The sequence below is a fragment of the Paramicrobacterium fandaimingii genome, assembly GCF_011751745.2.
GTDB classification, from domain to species: Bacteria; Actinomycetota; Actinomycetes; order Actinomycetales; family Microbacteriaceae; genus Paramicrobacterium; species Paramicrobacterium fandaimingii.
Genome location: NZ_CP061170.1, coordinates 3032067 through 3047782 on the forward strand (window position 1 = coordinate 3032067; position 15716 = coordinate 3047782).

Sequence of the window (15716 nt, forward strand, 5' to 3'; positions counted from 1 at the left end):
GAGGAAGCCTTGGCCGACACAATGTTCTCGCACGGCGTCTCATCGTCACTCGAGAGGCGGGGCCTGCGCGACCGCGTGTACGATCTCGTTCTCGACATGCTCATGAGCTCGTCGATCGAACCGGGCACGCGACTCTCCATCGATGCGATTGCGCGCGATCTCAACGTTTCGCCGACGCCCGTGCGCGAGGCGCTCGTTCAGCTGGAGCGCACGGGGCTCGTCACTCGCGAAGCGCACAAAGGCTACCGGGTGGCGCCTCCCATCGCAGACGACCAGCTCGAGGCCCTCTTTGATGCCCGTTTGGTTCTCGAAAGCGGAGCGACAGCACTCGCCGCTCGCGATTCAGCGACGCTTGTCCCTGTACTCGAAGCCGCCCTCACCCAACACGTCGAGATGATGGAGCGAGTGCAGAGCTCGGCAGAGAGCGGCGATATGACCGTCGATCTTATTCGCGACTACTTCGCCGTGGATTGGAACTTCCACCACCTCATCTTCGAACACACGCGCAACCCGTTCCTCCTCGACATGTCTGAGGCGATCTCAACACGCGTGCACCGCATGCGCCAGACGGTGACGACAGGGGTGAGCGATGCCTCAGAAGCGGTCGCCGAACACCGCATGGTTCTCGACGCGATCTCGTCTGGGCCGGAAGCCGCGTCACTGGCGATGCGTGATCACATCGACAGGGTGCGCGAGCGCTCGCGCGCGGACGCGCAGAGGAAAGCCGCGCAATAGCCAGAGGAACCGACAGGCCGTGCGTCAGTTTTCAGGCTGAATGGGCGCCGGGCCCAGCTCGTCCATCAGCTTCTTGATCGCCACATATGCCTTGTTGCGGTAGGCGACGAGCTCGGCGGCGCGCTCTGCCGGCACATCGAGGTAGCCCGCTCCCGACTTGGTGCCGAATTTCCCCGCGTCAACGAGCTTTTTCAGCGACTCCGGAGTGGCAAACCGCTCGGGCCACCGCGTCTGCAGCGAGGCGTAGCAGAACGAGTAGACATCCAATCCGGCCATATCGGCGATGGCAAATGGACCGAAGACGGGCAGCCGGAAGCCGAACGTCGTGCGCACGATCGTGTCAATGTCTTCCGGGGCCGCAATGCCCTCCTCGACAATCTGTGTTGCCTCGTGAAACAGGGCGTACTGCAGGCGATTGAGCACGAAGCCTGTCGAGTCCTTGACACGCGCCGCCTCCTTGCCCGTTGCCGCGACGATTTGCTCGGCCGTCGCGATCGCACGTTCGTTCGTGCCTTCGTGCGGAATCAACTCGACACCCGGAATGAATGGCGCCGGATTCGAGAAGTGCACGCCAAGGAAGCGCTCCGGGTTCGTCACCGCTTCGGCGAGAGAGCCGATGAGGATCGTCGAGGTGTTCGATCCGATGACGGCATCGGCACGGGCCGCCGCACTGATTCGACGCAGAGTGTCGTGCTTGATCTCGATCTTCTCGGGAACAGCCTCTTCGATGAAGTCGGCATCGGCGACAGCATCCTCGATTGATGCGGCAACCTCGAGATTCGCCTCGATCCGCTCAACGGCGTCGGAGGGAAACAGGTCATCAGCGACGAACTGCTTTGCTTCGTCGATGAGCCTGCTGTAGTTCTTCGTCGCGATCTCTTCAGAGATGTCGGCGATGCGAACGCGGGTTCCTGAGAGCGCCAGAACCTGGGCGATTCCGCCGCCCATGTATCCGGAGCCGACAACGGCGATGGTACGTGTGCTCATGATGTGTGTCTCCTTACCGTGCTATGCGCGAGGCAGCAGCGTGCGAACGTACGTCTGATTAGTGGCACAGACTCCGAGGCTGTCTCCCCCGTACTGCTCCATGAGTATGATGCCGTCGAATCCGAGCCCGATGGCATCGCGGAATACCTGGCGATAGTTGATCAGCCCGGCCTCCATCGTCGAGGGAACAGACGTCGACCAGCTGCCGTCGCCTGCCTCGTCTCGCGTGTAATTCTTGACGTGCATGTAGTTTGCGTACGGGAGCGTCTTCGCGAACAGCTCGCGCCAGTCTTCGACCGGACGATGCAGCCTGATCAGGTTGGCGACATCGGGGTTGAGGCCGACGTTGTCGAGGCCGATCTCTTCGACGAGTCGTACTGCACTTTCGCCCGTTCCCAGGTATGTGTCTTCGTACAGTTCAAGTGACATGCGAAGGCCAACGTCGGCGGCATGCCTGCCCAGTTCGCGTAAGCGGGAAACCGCGGCGTTCCACACCTCGTCGTCGTCTGGATCTTTCGGGCCGTCCGCCGTCCAAAACCAGAGAGCGCGCTTCTGCGCGTCGCTAAACGGCTGGTGCAGTCCCGTCGAGAAGACCTCCATGCCCCACTCAGCGGCAGCGTCGATTGTGCGGTGCGCGTATGCGAGATTTCGCTCCTCACGACCGGGCATGATCACGCTCTGTCGCTGGAGGTGCACGGAGGGAATTCCCACGCCGTGCGACGCAGCGATCGCGAGAAACTCATCGCGACGAGTGGCTTCGAGGTCGGCTGGCCGAAGGTGGCTGTCGGCGAGCTCTGCCAGGTTGAAGCCGACATTCTCGATCTGGGAGAACATGTCATCCCACACGCGCGGATCCGCGTCGTGCATGGCGACGCCATCGCTGTCGACCGGGGGGAAGCCATGGAGACACGTGGCAATCGGCCAGGTCTCGGCGGTGAATGGGGCCTTGTGTGACATCGTGCTCCGTTGCGCTCGCGAATGTTCGATACAAATGTACTGCAAGCTATATCCTATAGGATTATTTCCGCCAATTCTCCTTCCCCTCTTTTCTGGCAATCCTGGATCCTATAGGCTCTACGATATTCACTGGCCTCGTCTGCAACAAAGGAGATGCACATGCCCGTCGATTCGCGAGACACCGCAGTTCTCTGTGCGCGGTGCTCGCGAGTATCGCTTCCATCTTTCCGTGTCGCCCAGACTCATCAGGGCGGATAACCGCAAGGACCCTACCCCATGCATTTAGCGCTCGACGCCGCTGTCGAGACCACGCGCCCCGTGCCCGTGCTTCTCGCAATCGCGGTCATCGCCATTGCCCTACTTCTCTTCCTCATCATCAAAGTACGGCTGCACGCTTTCTATTCACTCGTCATCGTCAGCATCCTGACGGCTCTTGCCGCGGGCGTGACGGCAGGCGACCTGCTTGAAACAGTAACCGGCCCCTTCGGATCCACTCTCGGGGGCGTGGCACTGCTCATCGGATTCGGTGCGGTGCTTGGCCGCATTATTGAGATCTCCGGCGGCGCACAGGTGCTCGCCGAGAGTCTCATTCGACGCTTCGGTGATCGGAGAGCACCCTTCGCTCTGTCTCTCGCGTCATTCCTGTTTGCATTCCCGATCTTCCTCGATGCGGGATTCATCGTGATGCTTCCGATCATCTATCAAGTGGCGCGTCGGCTGAAGGGCGGCCTACTGCTCTACGCCCTGCCTTCGACCGGCGCGTTCTTGACGATGCACGCGCTCGTTCCTCCCCACCCCGGCCCGACTGCAGCATCGGGAATCTTGGGCGTCGACGTCGGCCTCGTTGTCATCACCGCAGTGCTCATCGCCATCCCCGTCTGGTATCTCGCCGGGCATCGCCTCGCTTTGGTCATCGCTCGCCGATACCCTGACTACCCGGTTCCGAATCTTCTCGGAAGCCCTCGTGATTTCGCGAAGGAAGGCGTCACTCTGCCGAAGTTTGGCACTATTTTGACGATGCTCCTTCTTCCGCTCATTCTCATCACGCTGAACACAGGAGCCGCCGCACTGCAGACGAACGGAAACCTGAGCGGAGACGAGTGGTGGTTCCCCGTGCTCACCACGATCGGAGCAACTCCCATTGCCTTGCTCATCACATCTCTCATCGCGATGATCGTTCTCATCGTGGTTCCCGCACGAGGCAAGATCGGCGGCGCGATCGAAACGATCGTCGACGATGCACTTGCTCCCGTATGCTCGATCATTCTGATCACGGGTGCAGGTGGAATGTTCGGCGGTGTGCTGACCTCGACAGGCATCGGCGATGCTCTCGCCGACATCCTCAACGCTATTGGGCTTCCACTTATCGTCGCGGGGTTCGTAATCGCCGTCGCGATGCGCATCGCGCAGGGCTCGGCAACCGTAGCGACAACGACCGCCGCGGGGCTCCTCGCTCCGGCCGTCATCGCGACGGGCGGGCAGAGCCCGCTTCAGCTGGCGCTGATCGTCGTCGCCCTCGGTGCGGGCGGCATCTCGTTCTCGCACGTGAACGACTCGGGGTTCTGGCTTGTCAGCCGCTTCCTCGAGCTGTCGACGAAGAACGCGCTCAAGACGTGGACCGTCATCTCGACGGCCGTCGGGCTGCTTGCCTTCGCCATTTCGTGGGCCCTGTATGCGCTCGTCACCGCTGTGGGCATCTGACGCGGAACCAGACGCGGGAGGGCGTCGCGACCGTGTCCGGTCGCGACGCCCTCCCGCATTCGTTCGCCCTACTGAGGCGGTCGCTGCTGCGCATCCTGGGGCGGCAGCGGCGGCCGCGGCGGCGGAACCTGCTGCCATCCCGGAGTCGGGCGCTCATTCAGGGACGGGTCTACAGGCTGGTCAGCCGGTTGGTCGGCCGGTGGCGCGAGATCTTCGTCACGAGCTTCCTGCTCGCGCTCTTGCACAGCAATAGCGCCGGTGAACATGCTTCCGCGAGCCTCGGCCTCGGGCGAGCCCGAGAACATTCCAGCGTTGTCGCGTTCGGCATCAGCTTCTGCAGCCTTCGGCCCGGAGCGCGCCATTTTGCGATCCATCGCCTCGCCGTCAATCATCTGCACGCGCGTCACGGGCAGCGAGAAATTGCCCGTCTTCTGCAGCCACGCGATCATCTCTTCGCGAACGAGGCACTGCAGATCCCACAGCTTGCCTGAGTCCGCGGCCGACACCGTTGAGCGCGCCGTGACGAAGCCGCCGGTTGCATCGATGATCTGCAGGGAGCCGCTGCGGCCGTCCCACAGCTCAGTGTTCTCGAGCACCTCGTGGAGCTTCACGCGCATTGCCGCGATATTGACGCGCCAGTCGATCTCGAACGGGATGGTGCCGAGAATCTCGCTTGCGTTGCGCGTCCAGTTGGTGAAGGGCTGCGATGTGAAGTAGGTGCACGGAACGATTAGCCGCCGTTCATCCCAGATGTCGACGACAACATACGCGAGAGTGATTTCGCCGATGCGCCCCCACTCCCCTTCGACAACGACGACATCACCAACGCGAGCGGCGTCGGAGAACGCCAGCTGCACGCCCGCAATGAGATTGCCCAGCACGGTCTGCGCGGCGAGACCGGCGACGATGCTGGCAATACCGGCGGAGGCGAGAACGCTCGCGCCGATCGTTCGAATGCCGGGGAACGTCATGAGAATCGCACCGAGAGCGATCACGACGACGATCACGATGAGCAGGCGCCGCACCATCGTCATCTGCGTGCGCATGCGGCGCGCGGCGATCGTGTCTTCAGCGCCGGCGTACTTGGCACCCGAAACATCGGCAAGAACGTAGACGGCACTCACGAGCAGCCACGCCACGAGTCCGATCATCACAATCGAAAACAGATGCACAAGCCCCGGAATCCACCCGGTCAAAGGGAACGTCGCCGCGACGACTCCCCAGAGCGCCGCCACCGCGATGAGCGTGCGGAACGGCACCGCGCACCGTGCACGCAGGTGGACGATGAACGGTTTGCGCTTTTGCAGCTGCGTCAGGACGAGCGCAACAATGATCAGAATCGCCGTGACGACGACGGCCGTCACCACGAAGGCAATGCCGAAGGTCAGCCAGGACTGCAGAGGATCCATGCGTCGGACTCCTTTCCTCGAGTGCCCACGATGCCACAGATCCCCGTGTTTTCGCTTGTCGCCTCAGCTCGGCTCGGTGATTTCTGCCAGGGGAAGGATGATGCTGTCGAGGTAGTCCTTGAGGCACGCAGCCATATCGACTCGTGGCTCGAGAAGCCATTGAAGCTGGATGCCGTCCCACAGCGCCACGATCGATGCGGCGGCGCGCTCCGGGTCAACGCCAGGGCGCAGACGCCCACGTTCTCGAAGCTGAATGAGCTCTGCCGAATACTCGCTTCGGAGGCGGCCGAAACGAGAGACGAAGTACTCGCGGCCCGGGTAATCAGTCGTCACCGCTTCGCCGCAGAGCACCGAGTACAGCTCGATGAGGCCTGGCACGCTCTCGTTGTATTTCGCCTGATCGACAAGCGTCGTCTCGAAGTCGTGCTCGCCCTGGCCGATCGGCCCCGTGTCGGCCTCGGCGTCGCGCTTGTTCAGCACGGCAACAAGCAGATCGGCCTTCGACGGAAAGTAGTGCAGCAAGCTCGTCTGGCTGAGGCCGACGCGGTTAGCGACGTCTTGCAGCGAACCGCCACGGTACCCCTGCGACGCGAACACCTCGAATGCAGCGTCGACGATGCTTCGCCGGCGCTCGGCCGACTTCGCATAGGGGCCGCGACGCTTCGGAGTGTCCACGTTGCTCATGCCGGAAGATTACCGCGGCAAACAGTTTTGGGCGAATTTCGAGTACTCACTCGAATTTGTGTTATGTTTCCTGACGTCGCCGAATTCGACAGTTAACTACCGAGTGACGACGACTCAGTTCTCTTCTGAACACGCACTAACACAACGAAGTGGAGATCGTATGACACCAGTCACACGACGGCAGTTGCTGAGCTTTGGGCTCGGCTCGGTCGCGGTCGGGATGCTGGCCGGCTGCGCAACACCGGGGACAACCTCGGTGAACGCGCAGCCTGTGATTGCACCGGCAGCGACGGGGGAAAAGATCACCCTCACCTACTGGGCCTGGCTCAAGAACCTGCAGAAGGTCGCGGACATCTGGAACGCGAAGAATCCTAACGTTCAGGTTGAGGCTGTCTGGATTCCCGGCGGCAACGACGGTGGATACCAGAAGATGTACTCGGCTCTCGCTGCGGGCGGCGGCCCCGATCTCGCGCAGGTGGAGATGCGCACGATCCCCGAGTTCATGCTCGTAAACGGGCTCGTCGACCTCTCTCGCTACGGCGCTGACAAGCACGCGGCGAAATTCGATAAGACGCTGTGGGATCAGGTGAGCTTCACGGGAGGCGTCTACGGGGTCCCTCAGGACTCCGGCCCCATGGCCACGTTCTACCAGCCAGCGCTCTACGACACGGTGGGCGGAACACCGCCGGGCACCTGGGACGAATGGGCGGAGCTCGCGAAAGAACTGCGCGGACAGGACATCTACCTCGAGTGCTTCCCCATCTCTGACGCCAGCCCATTCTGCGCGTACGCAACACAGGCGGGTGCGCGCTGGCTGACACCGGAAGAGGACGGCTGGGTCATCAACATGACAGACGAGGCGACGCTGAACGTCGCGCGATTCTTCGACAAGGCTATCGACAATGACCTCGTCACCACGGGCTACACCCCGTACTCACCGGCGTGGTATGCCGCCGCCGCAGACGGAAAGCTCGCAGCGGTGACAAGCGCAAGCTGGGGCGACGCCCTGGTTGAGAGCGTCGCGGGCGGCGATGGCAAGTGGAAGGTCTCGCCCATGCCCACGTGGGGCGACAGCGGCTTTGGCTCAAGCTACCTCGGCGGGTCGACGGCAGCGGTTCTCGCGAACAGCGCTCATCCGCAGGAAGCACTCGAGTTCGCTGTGTGGATGTGCACGGACCACGAAGCGATCGATGCCCTCATCAAGCACTGCGGCATCGGCTGGTCACCTTCGGCCGACTACATCGGAGCCTCGCGCCAGGAGCCGTCGGAGTTCTTCAGCGGGCAGAACTACAACGAAGACGTATTCGTTCCGGCAACACAGCAGCAGAACCCCGACTGGTCGTGGTGGCCTGTGACGCAGCAGTCATTCAACATCCTCTCTGATGGCTTTCGCCGCAAGGCGTCGGGAGGCACACTCGTCGACGCCGTCGCGTACGCCGAGAAGGAGATCATCGACGCGTTCAGGCATAAGGGCCTCAGCATCCGAAAGGGGCAGGCATGAGCACCATGACCGAGCGCGTGACGACACGCGGCACTTCTTCCGGACACAAAGGCACGCGCACAAACGCGATGGCACGAGCGCCGTGGCTGCTGCTCGCGCCATTTCTGCTGCTCTTCCTCTTCACCTTCATTCTGCCGATCATCGTCGCCATCGGCTCCAGCTTCACCACGGTGACGCGAAGCGGCCTCTTCGGCGAGCAAGGCGTGACAAGCAGGTTCGCCTGGTTCGACAATTACGCTCTCGCCCTCGCCGATGGCAACTTCATCGCCTCCATCGGCCGCATGCTGCTCTTCGGCATCGTGCAGGTGCCGGTGATGATTGTGGCGGCGACGGTTCTCGCACTGCTGCTTGAATCGGTATCTGCCCGGTGGCCCGGTCTCTTTCGCGCAGCGTACTTCATGCCTTACGGCGTGCCGGGCGTGATCGCCACGATTCTCTGGTCGTTTCTCTATGTTCCGGGCCTCAGCCCCGTGATCGACGTGGCGAGTTGGATGGGCCTCGACATCAACTTCCTCGGCGCGAGCACCGTGCTCTGGTCGATCGCCAACATCGTCACCTGGAGCTACACCGGCTACAACATGCTCATCATCATCGCGCAGCTCAAGGCGATCCCAGGCGAGTTGTACGAGGCAGCCAGGGTCGACGGTGCGGGCCCGTGGCGCATCGCGCGCAGCATCCAGATTCCGCTCATTACCCCCGCACTTGTGCTCACAACCGTGTTCTCCATCATCGGCACCCTGCAGCTGTTTGCCGAGCCGCAAGTGCTGCAAACGGTAGCGCCCGCAATCGACAGCCAATACACGCCGAACCTGTCGGCATACACAACGGCATTCGCCTACAACGACTACAACGTCGCTGCAGCTCAAGCGGTGCTCATCGCGGTCGTCGCGTTCGCTTTGTCGTTCGCGTTCCTCCGCCTGACGAACAGGAAGAGCAAATGACGACGACCTCACCAAAGACAACTCAGCTGCAGGCAGTGAAGCCCGGGCTGACATCGAGTCGCATGGCGGGCCGTCGCCGCTCATCGACGATCATCGTCACCGCGATTCTCGTGATCGTCGCCCTGTATTTCATCGTCCCCGTCTACTGGGTAATCGTTGCCGCGACGAAGACGACGGAAGACCTCTTCTCAACGTACGGTTTTTGGTTCGCACCGACGTTCGCGCTGTGGGAGAACCTCGGCCAGGTGCTGACGTATGACGGCGGCATCTTCGTGCGCTGGTTTCTGAACTCCCTTCTCTATGCCGGGGTCGGTGCGGTGCTCGCCACGTACTTCGCCGCGGCTGGTGGCTACGCCTTGGCGAAGTACCGGTTTCGCGGCAACAACCTCGTGTTCGGAACGATCCTCGGCGGAGTGCTCGTTCCGGCGACGGCAACGGCGCTTCCGCTCTTTCTGCTGTTCAGCCAGTTGGGCCTTGCGAACACCTACTGGAGCGTTCTCCTCCCGTCACTCGTGTCGCCCTTCGGTCTGTTCCTGTGCCGCATCTACGCGCAGGCGACAGTTGACGACGCACTGCTCGAGGCCGCGCGCATCGACGGCGCCGGGGAGATCCGCATCTTTCATACGGTGGGGCTGCGCCTCTTGACCCCCGCACTTGTGACAGTGTTTCTGTTTCAGCTCGTGGCGATCTGGAACAACTACTTTCTGCCGCTCGTTATGCTGTCGGACTCGAAGCTGTACCCGATCACGCTCGGTCTCAACAACTGGCTCAGCCAGGTCGACCGCCTGCCGGAGTTCTACGAGCTCACAACGGGTGGCGTTCTGCTCTCGGTGATTCCCCTCGCCATTGCAATGATCGTGCTGCAGCGCTTCTGGCGCGGCGGCCTCACGGAAGGATCTGTCAAGTAATGCCCTCGTATCTCACCGACGTCGGCCCGGGATCGGGCGCTCGCACCCCAGCGCGCTCGTGGCTGCACACGGATGCTCCGACGCTCTCGCTGAACGGCGACTGGCGGTTTCGGCTGCTCGCCGGAGCACCTGGTGAGCCTGGTGCCGCCGGTGTGCTGCCCCCGGGCGAGGGCGTCGACGATGTCGCGGCTGTCGCGTTCGATGATGCGTCGTGGGAGAGCATCCCCGTGCCCTCCCATTGGGTGCTGCAGGGTGATGGCCGCTACGGCGCACCGATCTACACGAACGTGCAGTTTCCGTTTCCCGTTGACGCCCCGAACGTGCCAGATGAGAACCCGACGGGTGATTATCGTCGCACGTTCGAGCTGCCCGAATCGTGGACGGATGCCGAACGCATTCTGCTGCGCTTCGACGGCGTAGAGTCGCGCTACACGGTGTGGATGAACGGCGTCGAGATCGGCGTCGGCTCGGGCAGTCGGCTCGCACAGGAGTTCGATGTGACGGATGCTGTCGCGGCAGGCGAGAACATCATCGCCGTTCGCGTGCACCAGTGGTCTGCCGCGAGTTATGTCGAAGACCAAGACCAGTGGTGGCTGCCTGGCATCTTTCGCGACGTCACGCTGCAGGCGCGGCCCGTCGGCGGCATCGACGATGTGTGGCTGCGCGCGGGGTTGAGTGAAGACGGTGGCGGTGTCATCACCGCTGAGGTGACAGCATCCGAATCTGCCTTCCCCGTGCGCCTCAGCGTGCCCGAGTTGGGCATCGACGTCGAGTGGGCGAGCCGCCGTGACGTGGCACCCGTGACCGTGGATGCTGTCGCACCATGGACCGCCGAGACTCCACGCCTCTACGGTGCGACGGTGTCGAGTGCCGCCGAAACCATTTCGCTTCGGCTCGGGTTTCGTTCTGTGCGCATCGATGGCGACCAGTTTCTGGTCAACGGCGAGCGCGTCGTGTTTCACGGCGTCAACCGCCATGAGACGCACCCCGACCGCGGGCGCGTCTTCGATGAGGAGTGGACGCGCGCCGATCTTGCTCTGATGAAGCAGTTCAACGTCAATGCGATCCGCACGAGCCATTACCCGCCGCACCCGCGCGTGCTCGACCTCGCAGATGAGCTCGGATTCTGGGTGATCCTCGAGTGCGACCTTGAGACGCACGGTTTCGAGCGCGGCGGCTGGGTCGACAACCCGAGTGACGACCCCGCGTGGCGCGATGCCTACCTCGATCGCATCGAGCGCACGGTTGAGCGCGATAAGAACCACCCGTCGATCATCATGTGGTCGCTCGGCAACGAGTCGGGAACGGGGCAGAACCTCGCCGCGATGTCGGCGTGGGTGCATGATCGCGACCCGGGACGCCCCGTGCACTACGAGGGCGACTACACCGGCGCCTACACCGACGTGTACTCACGCATGTATTCCTCGGTTCCCGAGACGGATGCGATCGGCAGTGACGATTCGCGCTCGCTGCTGCTCGGCTGCTCGGCGCCCGAGTCCGCGAGGCAGCGCACGAAGCCCTTCATTCTGTGCGAATACATCCACGCCATGGGCAACGGACCGGGCGCTATCGACCAGTACGAGAACCTCGTGTGGCAGCATCCACGGCTTCACGGCGGCTTCGTGTGGGAGTGGCGCGACCACGGGCTGCGCACGCGCGATTCTGACGGCACTGAGTACTTCGGCTACGGCGGCGACTTCGGCGAGGTCGTGCACGACGGCAACTTCGTCATGGACGGCATGGTGCTCTCTGCAGGCACCCCGTCGCCGGGGCTGCACGAGTACAAGCAGGTCGTCGCACCGGTGCGGCTCGAGGTGTCGCGCGCGGCGTCGGGAACGGATGCTTCGCCCTCCCTCACGCTGACGGTCACGAACCGTCGGCACACCGCAAGCACCGGGGACCTCGAGTTCCGGTGGCGCGTGGAGGTCGATGGGGTCGCGACATCGTCGGGCATCGTCGAGGTCGAACCGGTCGCCGCCGATGCCTCGCAGACCGTCACGCTGCCAGAACTCAACGCGCCCGACAGCGGCGAAGCGTGGCTCACACTCGACGCCGTGCTGCGCGAGGATGCCCCGTGGGCGCCCGCAGGGCACAGCATCGTGTTCACGCAGGTCGACCTGGCACCGCAGCGCGCCGGTCTCGCGGCGCCGCGGCTGACAGCATCCGGTGTCTCAGACACGATCGCCGCAGAGCTTCAGCTCGGCGCGGCACGCTTCGAGCACGGTGAGCTTGTGACGCTGGCAGGTCAGCCTGTTTCGGGGCCACGACTTGAACTGTGGCGCGGGCCGACGGACAACGATCGCGGTCAGGGCCGTGGCTCATACGAGCACATCGATCCATGGCTGAACAACGGCAACGGCGAGCCCGCTCCCGCGTACGACACGATCTGGCGCGAGGCCGGCCTCGACCGGCTGACGTCGCGAGTGGAGGTCGTTGAAACGGGCGAGGATGCTGTGCGCGTGCGCCGTCGCTGGGCGGCAGCCAACTCACGCGACTCAGTTGTGACGGACGAGCGCTGGCAGCTCGTCGACGGTGAGCTGTGGTTACGCGCAGACATCACACCGACGAGCGGGTGGAACATCGTGTGGCCGCGCATCGGGCTGCGCTTCGAGCTTCCGGGCGACGTCGACGGCGCTTCGTGGTTCGGCACCGGGCCGCTGGAGTCGTACCCAGACAGCCGCCATGCGGCGCGCGTCGGCAATTTCGACGCGGCACTCGACGAGTTGACCGTCGACTACGCGCGTCCACAAGAGACCGGGCACCGCAGCGACCTGCGATCGCTCACTGTAGCTCGCAGCAGCATCGGCTGGCTTCAGGTGGATGCTGTGCCAGACGCGCGCGGACGGCGACCCGGCTTCACGCTCACGCGGCACACGGCGCAGCAGCTCGATGTCGCGCGGCATCCGCACGAGCTGCCCAACAACGACGTGACCTACCTCTACATCGACGCGGCGCAGAACGGCCTCGGCTCACGTGCCTGCGGGCCGGACGTCTGGCCGGACTTCCTACTGCGGCCTGAAGCGCGCACCATCACGTTGCGCTTCACGGCGCTGTAGCCACCCCGCGCAGCACCACGAGACTCGCGACATACGTCACACTGGGACCATGAGCAAACAGCATCCGCGCCTCTGGCTGTGCGTGGCGTGTGGTGTCGAGTATCTACCCGCCCCGCGCCCGCCGGAACAGTGCCCCATTTGCGAAGACGAACGGCAGTACGTACCCGCGACGGGGCAGCGCTGGACGACACTCGCTGAGTTGGGCGACTCTGGCCGGGCGGTCGAGGTAGCGCAGATCGATGACCGTCTCTGCGGCATCAGCGCCCCCGGCGTCGGGATTGACCAGCAGGGCATGCTTGTGCAGACGAATGAGGGCAATCTGCTGTTCGATGTGCCGGGGTTCATTGACACGGCCGCCATCGAGCGGGTACGTGAGCTTGGCGGCATCCGTCATATTGTGGCGAGCCATCCGCACATGTACGGCGCGCAATCGGCGTGGAGCGCGGCCTTCGACGACGCCACGATCTGGGTCGCCGAAGCCGACGCTGGATGGCTCGGGAACGCCACGGCCGCCGTGCGCACCTGGAGTGAGCCGTTCGCTGTGCTCCCGGGCGTTCGCCTCGACCAGATCGGCGGGCACTTCCCCGGAAGCACAATCGCGCATTGGGCCGACGGTGCAGCGGACCAAGGCGTGCTCTTCGCGGGCGACGCCATCTTTCCCACCCCAGACGGCAACGTCACTTTTCTGCGGAGCTACCCCAACCGCATACCGCTCTCGCCTGCGGTCATCCGGCGCATGGCCGACCACGTGCAGCAATTCAGCTTCGACGTTCTGTACAACAACTTCGGGGCATGTGTGCCCGGGGATGCCGCGGCAATCGTGCAGCGATCGGCCGAACGCTACATCGCGTGGACGAGCGGAGCGAACGACCACCTGACGTAGCGACTCGATTCTCCCCCTCGGGACTCAACAATATTTTGGTAGCCTCGCGCCTGTGAGCCCGAAGAAAAAGCATCCGCGACGCAACAGCAGTCGGCCGCAGAATCGCCGAGAACCACGCGCCAGGCCAATCCGCCCGCAGCAGCCAGAGATGGAGCTGCCGCACCTCGAATTGCTCGCCGGCATTGAAGACGAGTTGAGCAATCCGCACCCTGCTGGGCTGCTCACCTTCGCCAGCGCTGTCGCTGCGTCTCTCGACCCGCGAAGCCTGAGCCCACTCGAACGGCACGATAACGACGACACGCTGACCGTGCCCGCGCTTGTCGAGTCGTTTCTCGATGTCGCTCAGCGGCCAACCGACGCCCTCGCTCTCGTGTTGAAGGAGTTCACAGGGAATGACCTCCTCAAACAGCAGGTACGGCGAGACCTCACCGCGCGAAAGAGCCCGGTTCCCGGTTGGCTGCGTCGTCTCGACGAGGTGCGGCCGTATCGGGCGATCGCAGCCACCCATGTGCTTGGCGACGGCGAGAACATCATCGTCGGTGTCGACCTGCCCGGGCGTCACGAACTCACGATTCTGATTTACATCGACCACAATTTGGGAACGCTCGTCAAAGACGCATTTCTCATTGAGCAGCCTCTCTCAGAGGTCATCACGCACTGGAGCAGCATCGATAACGACTCCGCAGATCTCGCGGAGATCAGCCTTGCCGATGCGCGAGCACGCGTCGAGCAGGCGATTGCGGTGGGCGCCATGACGTTCCCGCCTCTCGAAACGGAAACGTGGCCGATGATTCGACCGCTCACGGAATGGATCACGGGCATGATGCCGACCGGCGGTTCCGGCTACGCACGGCCAGAGTACACAGAGAAGCAGCTCGCCGACATCACCAACGAATTCTTCGCATCACAGCACGGCGCAGTTCTCGACAACGCTGACACCCGTGGACTCCTCGAATCACTGATGTGGTTCGGCACGGGCTACGGACCAGGCGACCCGCTGCGGTGGAGCCCCGTGTCGGTCGAGCTTCTGCTCGCCGATTTCATTCCCCGCAAAATCGTGGCCGACGCACAATATCTCAGCAAGACACCGGCACTACTGCGGGCACTCATCCGATACGCCCACAGCGTTCGCGGCATCCCGACTGACCTGACCCACGACACGCTCGCTGCCGTCGATAGTTTCGAGCCCGATTTCCAGAAGGTCATTCGGCAACCGCGCGCCCAAGGGCCGATGGCGTTGCTCGAGCGCATGGGGCTCCCGGTGCCGCCCGATGAAGATGACGGGTTGTCCGACGATGACGACGAGAGCGTTGAGGAGTATCTGCTCTCGTCCTTCGCCGAGGAGGTCGGCGGCGGCGATGTGCTCGACACTCTCAGTGATGCGTCACTCCCTGACGAACCGCTCGATCTTTCAGCTGTGCCAGAGCCCATTCACGAGCGAGTGAAAGACATCGCCGATCTCATCGACTCGTGCTGCGACGAGCTCTTCGACACAGAGTTTCGCACGGCTTCTCGACGGCTGCTGGCGCGAGTGGCTCACGAGGAACCGACAATCTTTCGCCGTGCGGGCAAAGCATCAACGGCAGCTGCAGCTGTGGTCTGGATCATTGGGAAGGCGAATCTCACGTTCGAGAACGAGGGACCGCGCGTGCAAGACATGATGGCGCACTTCGGGTTGAAGGGAAGTCCGTCTCAACGAGCATCCACACTTTTGCACGCGATCGGCGTGTACTGGAATGACGGCGAAAGCTCACTCGGCGATGCCGACTTGCTCACCTCGCGGCGACGGAGCCAGCTCATCAGCATGCGTGACCTCTATCGGGCGAGACTGGCAGAACAGGATGCTGAAAAGAGCTGACATCGACCGTGCAACGCCGTAGCGCTCTCCGAGGTTAAGCCGTATCCGCTTACTGAACACATCACCGTGGCGACTCCCGACGACGGGTACGAACGT

12 protein-coding genes are annotated in these 15716 nt (G+C 63.2%); 8 read left to right on the forward strand and 4 right to left on the reverse strand.

Annotated elements, in window-relative coordinates; translation table 11 throughout:
• The first annotated feature begins 9 nt into the window (after positions 1-9).
• The gene (locus HCR84_RS14660) at positions 10-735 is read left to right on the forward strand and encodes a GntR family transcriptional regulator (RefSeq protein ID WP_244972502.1); all 726 of its coding nucleotides are present in this window, start codon (positions 10-12) and stop codon (positions 733-735) included.
• Positions 736-759: 24 nt separating this feature from the next.
• On the opposite strand, the gene HCR84_RS14665 is transcribed toward HCR84_RS14660, so the two are convergent.
• Both HCR84_RS14665 and HCR84_RS14670 read right to left on the reverse strand, forming a co-directional pair.
• A complete protein-coding gene (locus HCR84_RS14665) occupies positions 760-1722 on the reverse strand; it encodes a 3-hydroxyacyl-CoA dehydrogenase family protein (RefSeq protein WP_166979820.1) in 963 nt (320 codons plus the stop codon).
• Between the two features lie 21 nt (positions 1723-1743).
• Positions 1744-2679 carry a sugar phosphate isomerase/epimerase family protein gene (locus HCR84_RS14670; protein WP_166979818.1) on the reverse strand — a complete coding sequence of 312 codons (936 nt, stop codon included), beginning with the start codon at positions 2677-2679 and terminating at the stop codon, positions 1744-1746.
• 276 nt (positions 2680-2955) lie between these two features.
• On the opposite strand from HCR84_RS14670, the gene HCR84_RS14675 reads away from it, so the two are divergent.
• Positions 2956-4380 carry a GntP family permease gene (locus HCR84_RS14675; protein ID WP_166979816.1) on the forward strand — a complete coding sequence of 475 codons (1425 nt, stop codon included), beginning with the start codon at positions 2956-2958 and terminating at the stop codon, positions 4378-4380.
• 68 nt (positions 4381-4448) lie between these two features.
• Here the strand turns inward: HCR84_RS14675 and HCR84_RS14680 are convergent, their stop codons facing one another.
• Complete coding sequence (locus tag HCR84_RS14680; protein ID WP_166979814.1) at positions 4449-5789, reverse strand: mechanosensitive ion channel family protein; 1341 nt, start codon at positions 5787-5789, stop codon at positions 4449-4451.
• A 63-nt stretch (positions 5790-5852) separates the two neighbouring features.
• Positions 5853-6473 (reverse strand): TetR/AcrR family transcriptional regulator, encoded by a 621-nt coding sequence (locus tag HCR84_RS14685; RefSeq protein WP_166979812.1) that lies wholly within the window; start codon positions 6471-6473, stop codon positions 5853-5855.
• Between the two features lie 160 nt (positions 6474-6633).
• Between HCR84_RS14685 and HCR84_RS14690 the strand changes: the two genes are divergently transcribed.
• The 6 genes from HCR84_RS14690 to HCR84_RS14715 are packed head-to-tail and all read left to right on the forward strand — an operon-like array spanning position 6634 to position 15620.
• Positions 6634-7974: an ABC transporter substrate-binding protein gene (locus tag HCR84_RS14690; protein ID WP_166979810.1), complete on the forward strand. Its 1341-nt coding sequence runs from the start codon at positions 6634-6636 to the stop codon at positions 7972-7974.
• Positions 7975-7979: 5 nt separating this feature from the next.
• The gene (locus HCR84_RS14695) at positions 7980-8915 is read left to right on the forward strand and encodes a carbohydrate ABC transporter permease (protein ID WP_235940773.1); all 936 of its coding nucleotides are present in this window, start codon (positions 7980-7982) and stop codon (positions 8913-8915) included.
• Positions 8912-9823, forward strand: coding sequence for a carbohydrate ABC transporter permease (locus HCR84_RS14700; protein WP_166979806.1), 912 nt, complete (start codon positions 8912-8914; stop codon positions 9821-9823). The genes HCR84_RS14695 and HCR84_RS14700 overlap by 4 nt, the downstream gene beginning before the upstream one ends.
• Positions 9823-12879, forward strand: a complete 3057-nt coding sequence (locus HCR84_RS14705; RefSeq protein ID WP_166979804.1) for a glycoside hydrolase family 2 TIM barrel-domain containing protein — start codon at positions 9823-9825, stop codon at positions 12877-12879. Before HCR84_RS14700 ends, HCR84_RS14705 begins: the two co-directional genes overlap by 1 nt.
• A gap of 49 nt (positions 12880-12928) precedes the next feature.
• Entirely contained in the window at positions 12929-13762 is an 834-nt protein-coding gene (locus HCR84_RS14710; RefSeq protein WP_166979802.1) for an MBL fold metallo-hydrolase, read from the forward strand.
• Positions 13763-13814: 52 nt separating this feature from the next.
• A complete protein-coding gene (locus HCR84_RS14715; RefSeq protein ID WP_166979800.1) occupies positions 13815-15620 on the forward strand; it encodes a DUF6398 domain-containing protein in 1806 nt (601 codons plus the stop codon).
• The last annotated feature ends 96 nt before the right edge of the window (positions 15621-15716 follow it).

What these genes read in the sequence shown, in the direction of transcription:
- HCR84_RS14675 (WP_166979816.1), top strand. Translation starts at nt 2,956, where the DNA reads ATGCATTTAGCGCTCGACGCCGCTGTCGAGACCACGCGCCCCGTGCCC.
- HCR84_RS14705 (WP_166979804.1), top strand. Translation starts at nt 9,823, where the DNA reads ATGCCCTCGTATCTCACCGACGTCGGCCCGGGATCGGGCGCTCGCACC.
- HCR84_RS14710 (WP_166979802.1), top strand. Translation starts at nt 12,929, where the DNA reads ATGAGCAAACAGCATCCGCGCCTCTGGCTGTGCGTGGCGTGTGGTGTC.
- HCR84_RS14685 (WP_166979812.1), bottom strand. Translation starts at nt 6,473, where the DNA reads ATGAGCAACGTGGACACTCCGAAGCGTCGCGGCCCCTATGCGAAGTCG.
- HCR84_RS14670 (WP_166979818.1), bottom strand. Translation starts at nt 2,679, where the DNA reads ATGTCACACAAGGCCCCATTCACCGCCGAGACCTGGCCGATTGCCACG.
- HCR84_RS14695 (WP_235940773.1), top strand. Translation starts at nt 7,980, where the DNA reads ATGACCGAGCGCGTGACGACACGCGGCACTTCTTCCGGACACAAAGGC.
- HCR84_RS14700 (WP_166979806.1), top strand. Translation starts at nt 8,912, where the DNA reads ATGACGACGACCTCACCAAAGACAACTCAGCTGCAGGCAGTGAAGCCC.
- HCR84_RS14690 (WP_166979810.1), top strand. Translation starts at nt 6,634, where the DNA reads ATGACACCAGTCACACGACGGCAGTTGCTGAGCTTTGGGCTCGGCTCG.
- HCR84_RS14665 (WP_166979820.1), bottom strand. Translation starts at nt 1,722, where the DNA reads ATGAGCACACGTACCATCGCCGTTGTCGGCTCCGGATACATGGGCGGC.
- HCR84_RS14680 (WP_166979814.1), bottom strand. Translation starts at nt 5,789, where the DNA reads ATGGATCCTCTGCAGTCCTGGCTGACCTTCGGCATTGCCTTCGTGGTG.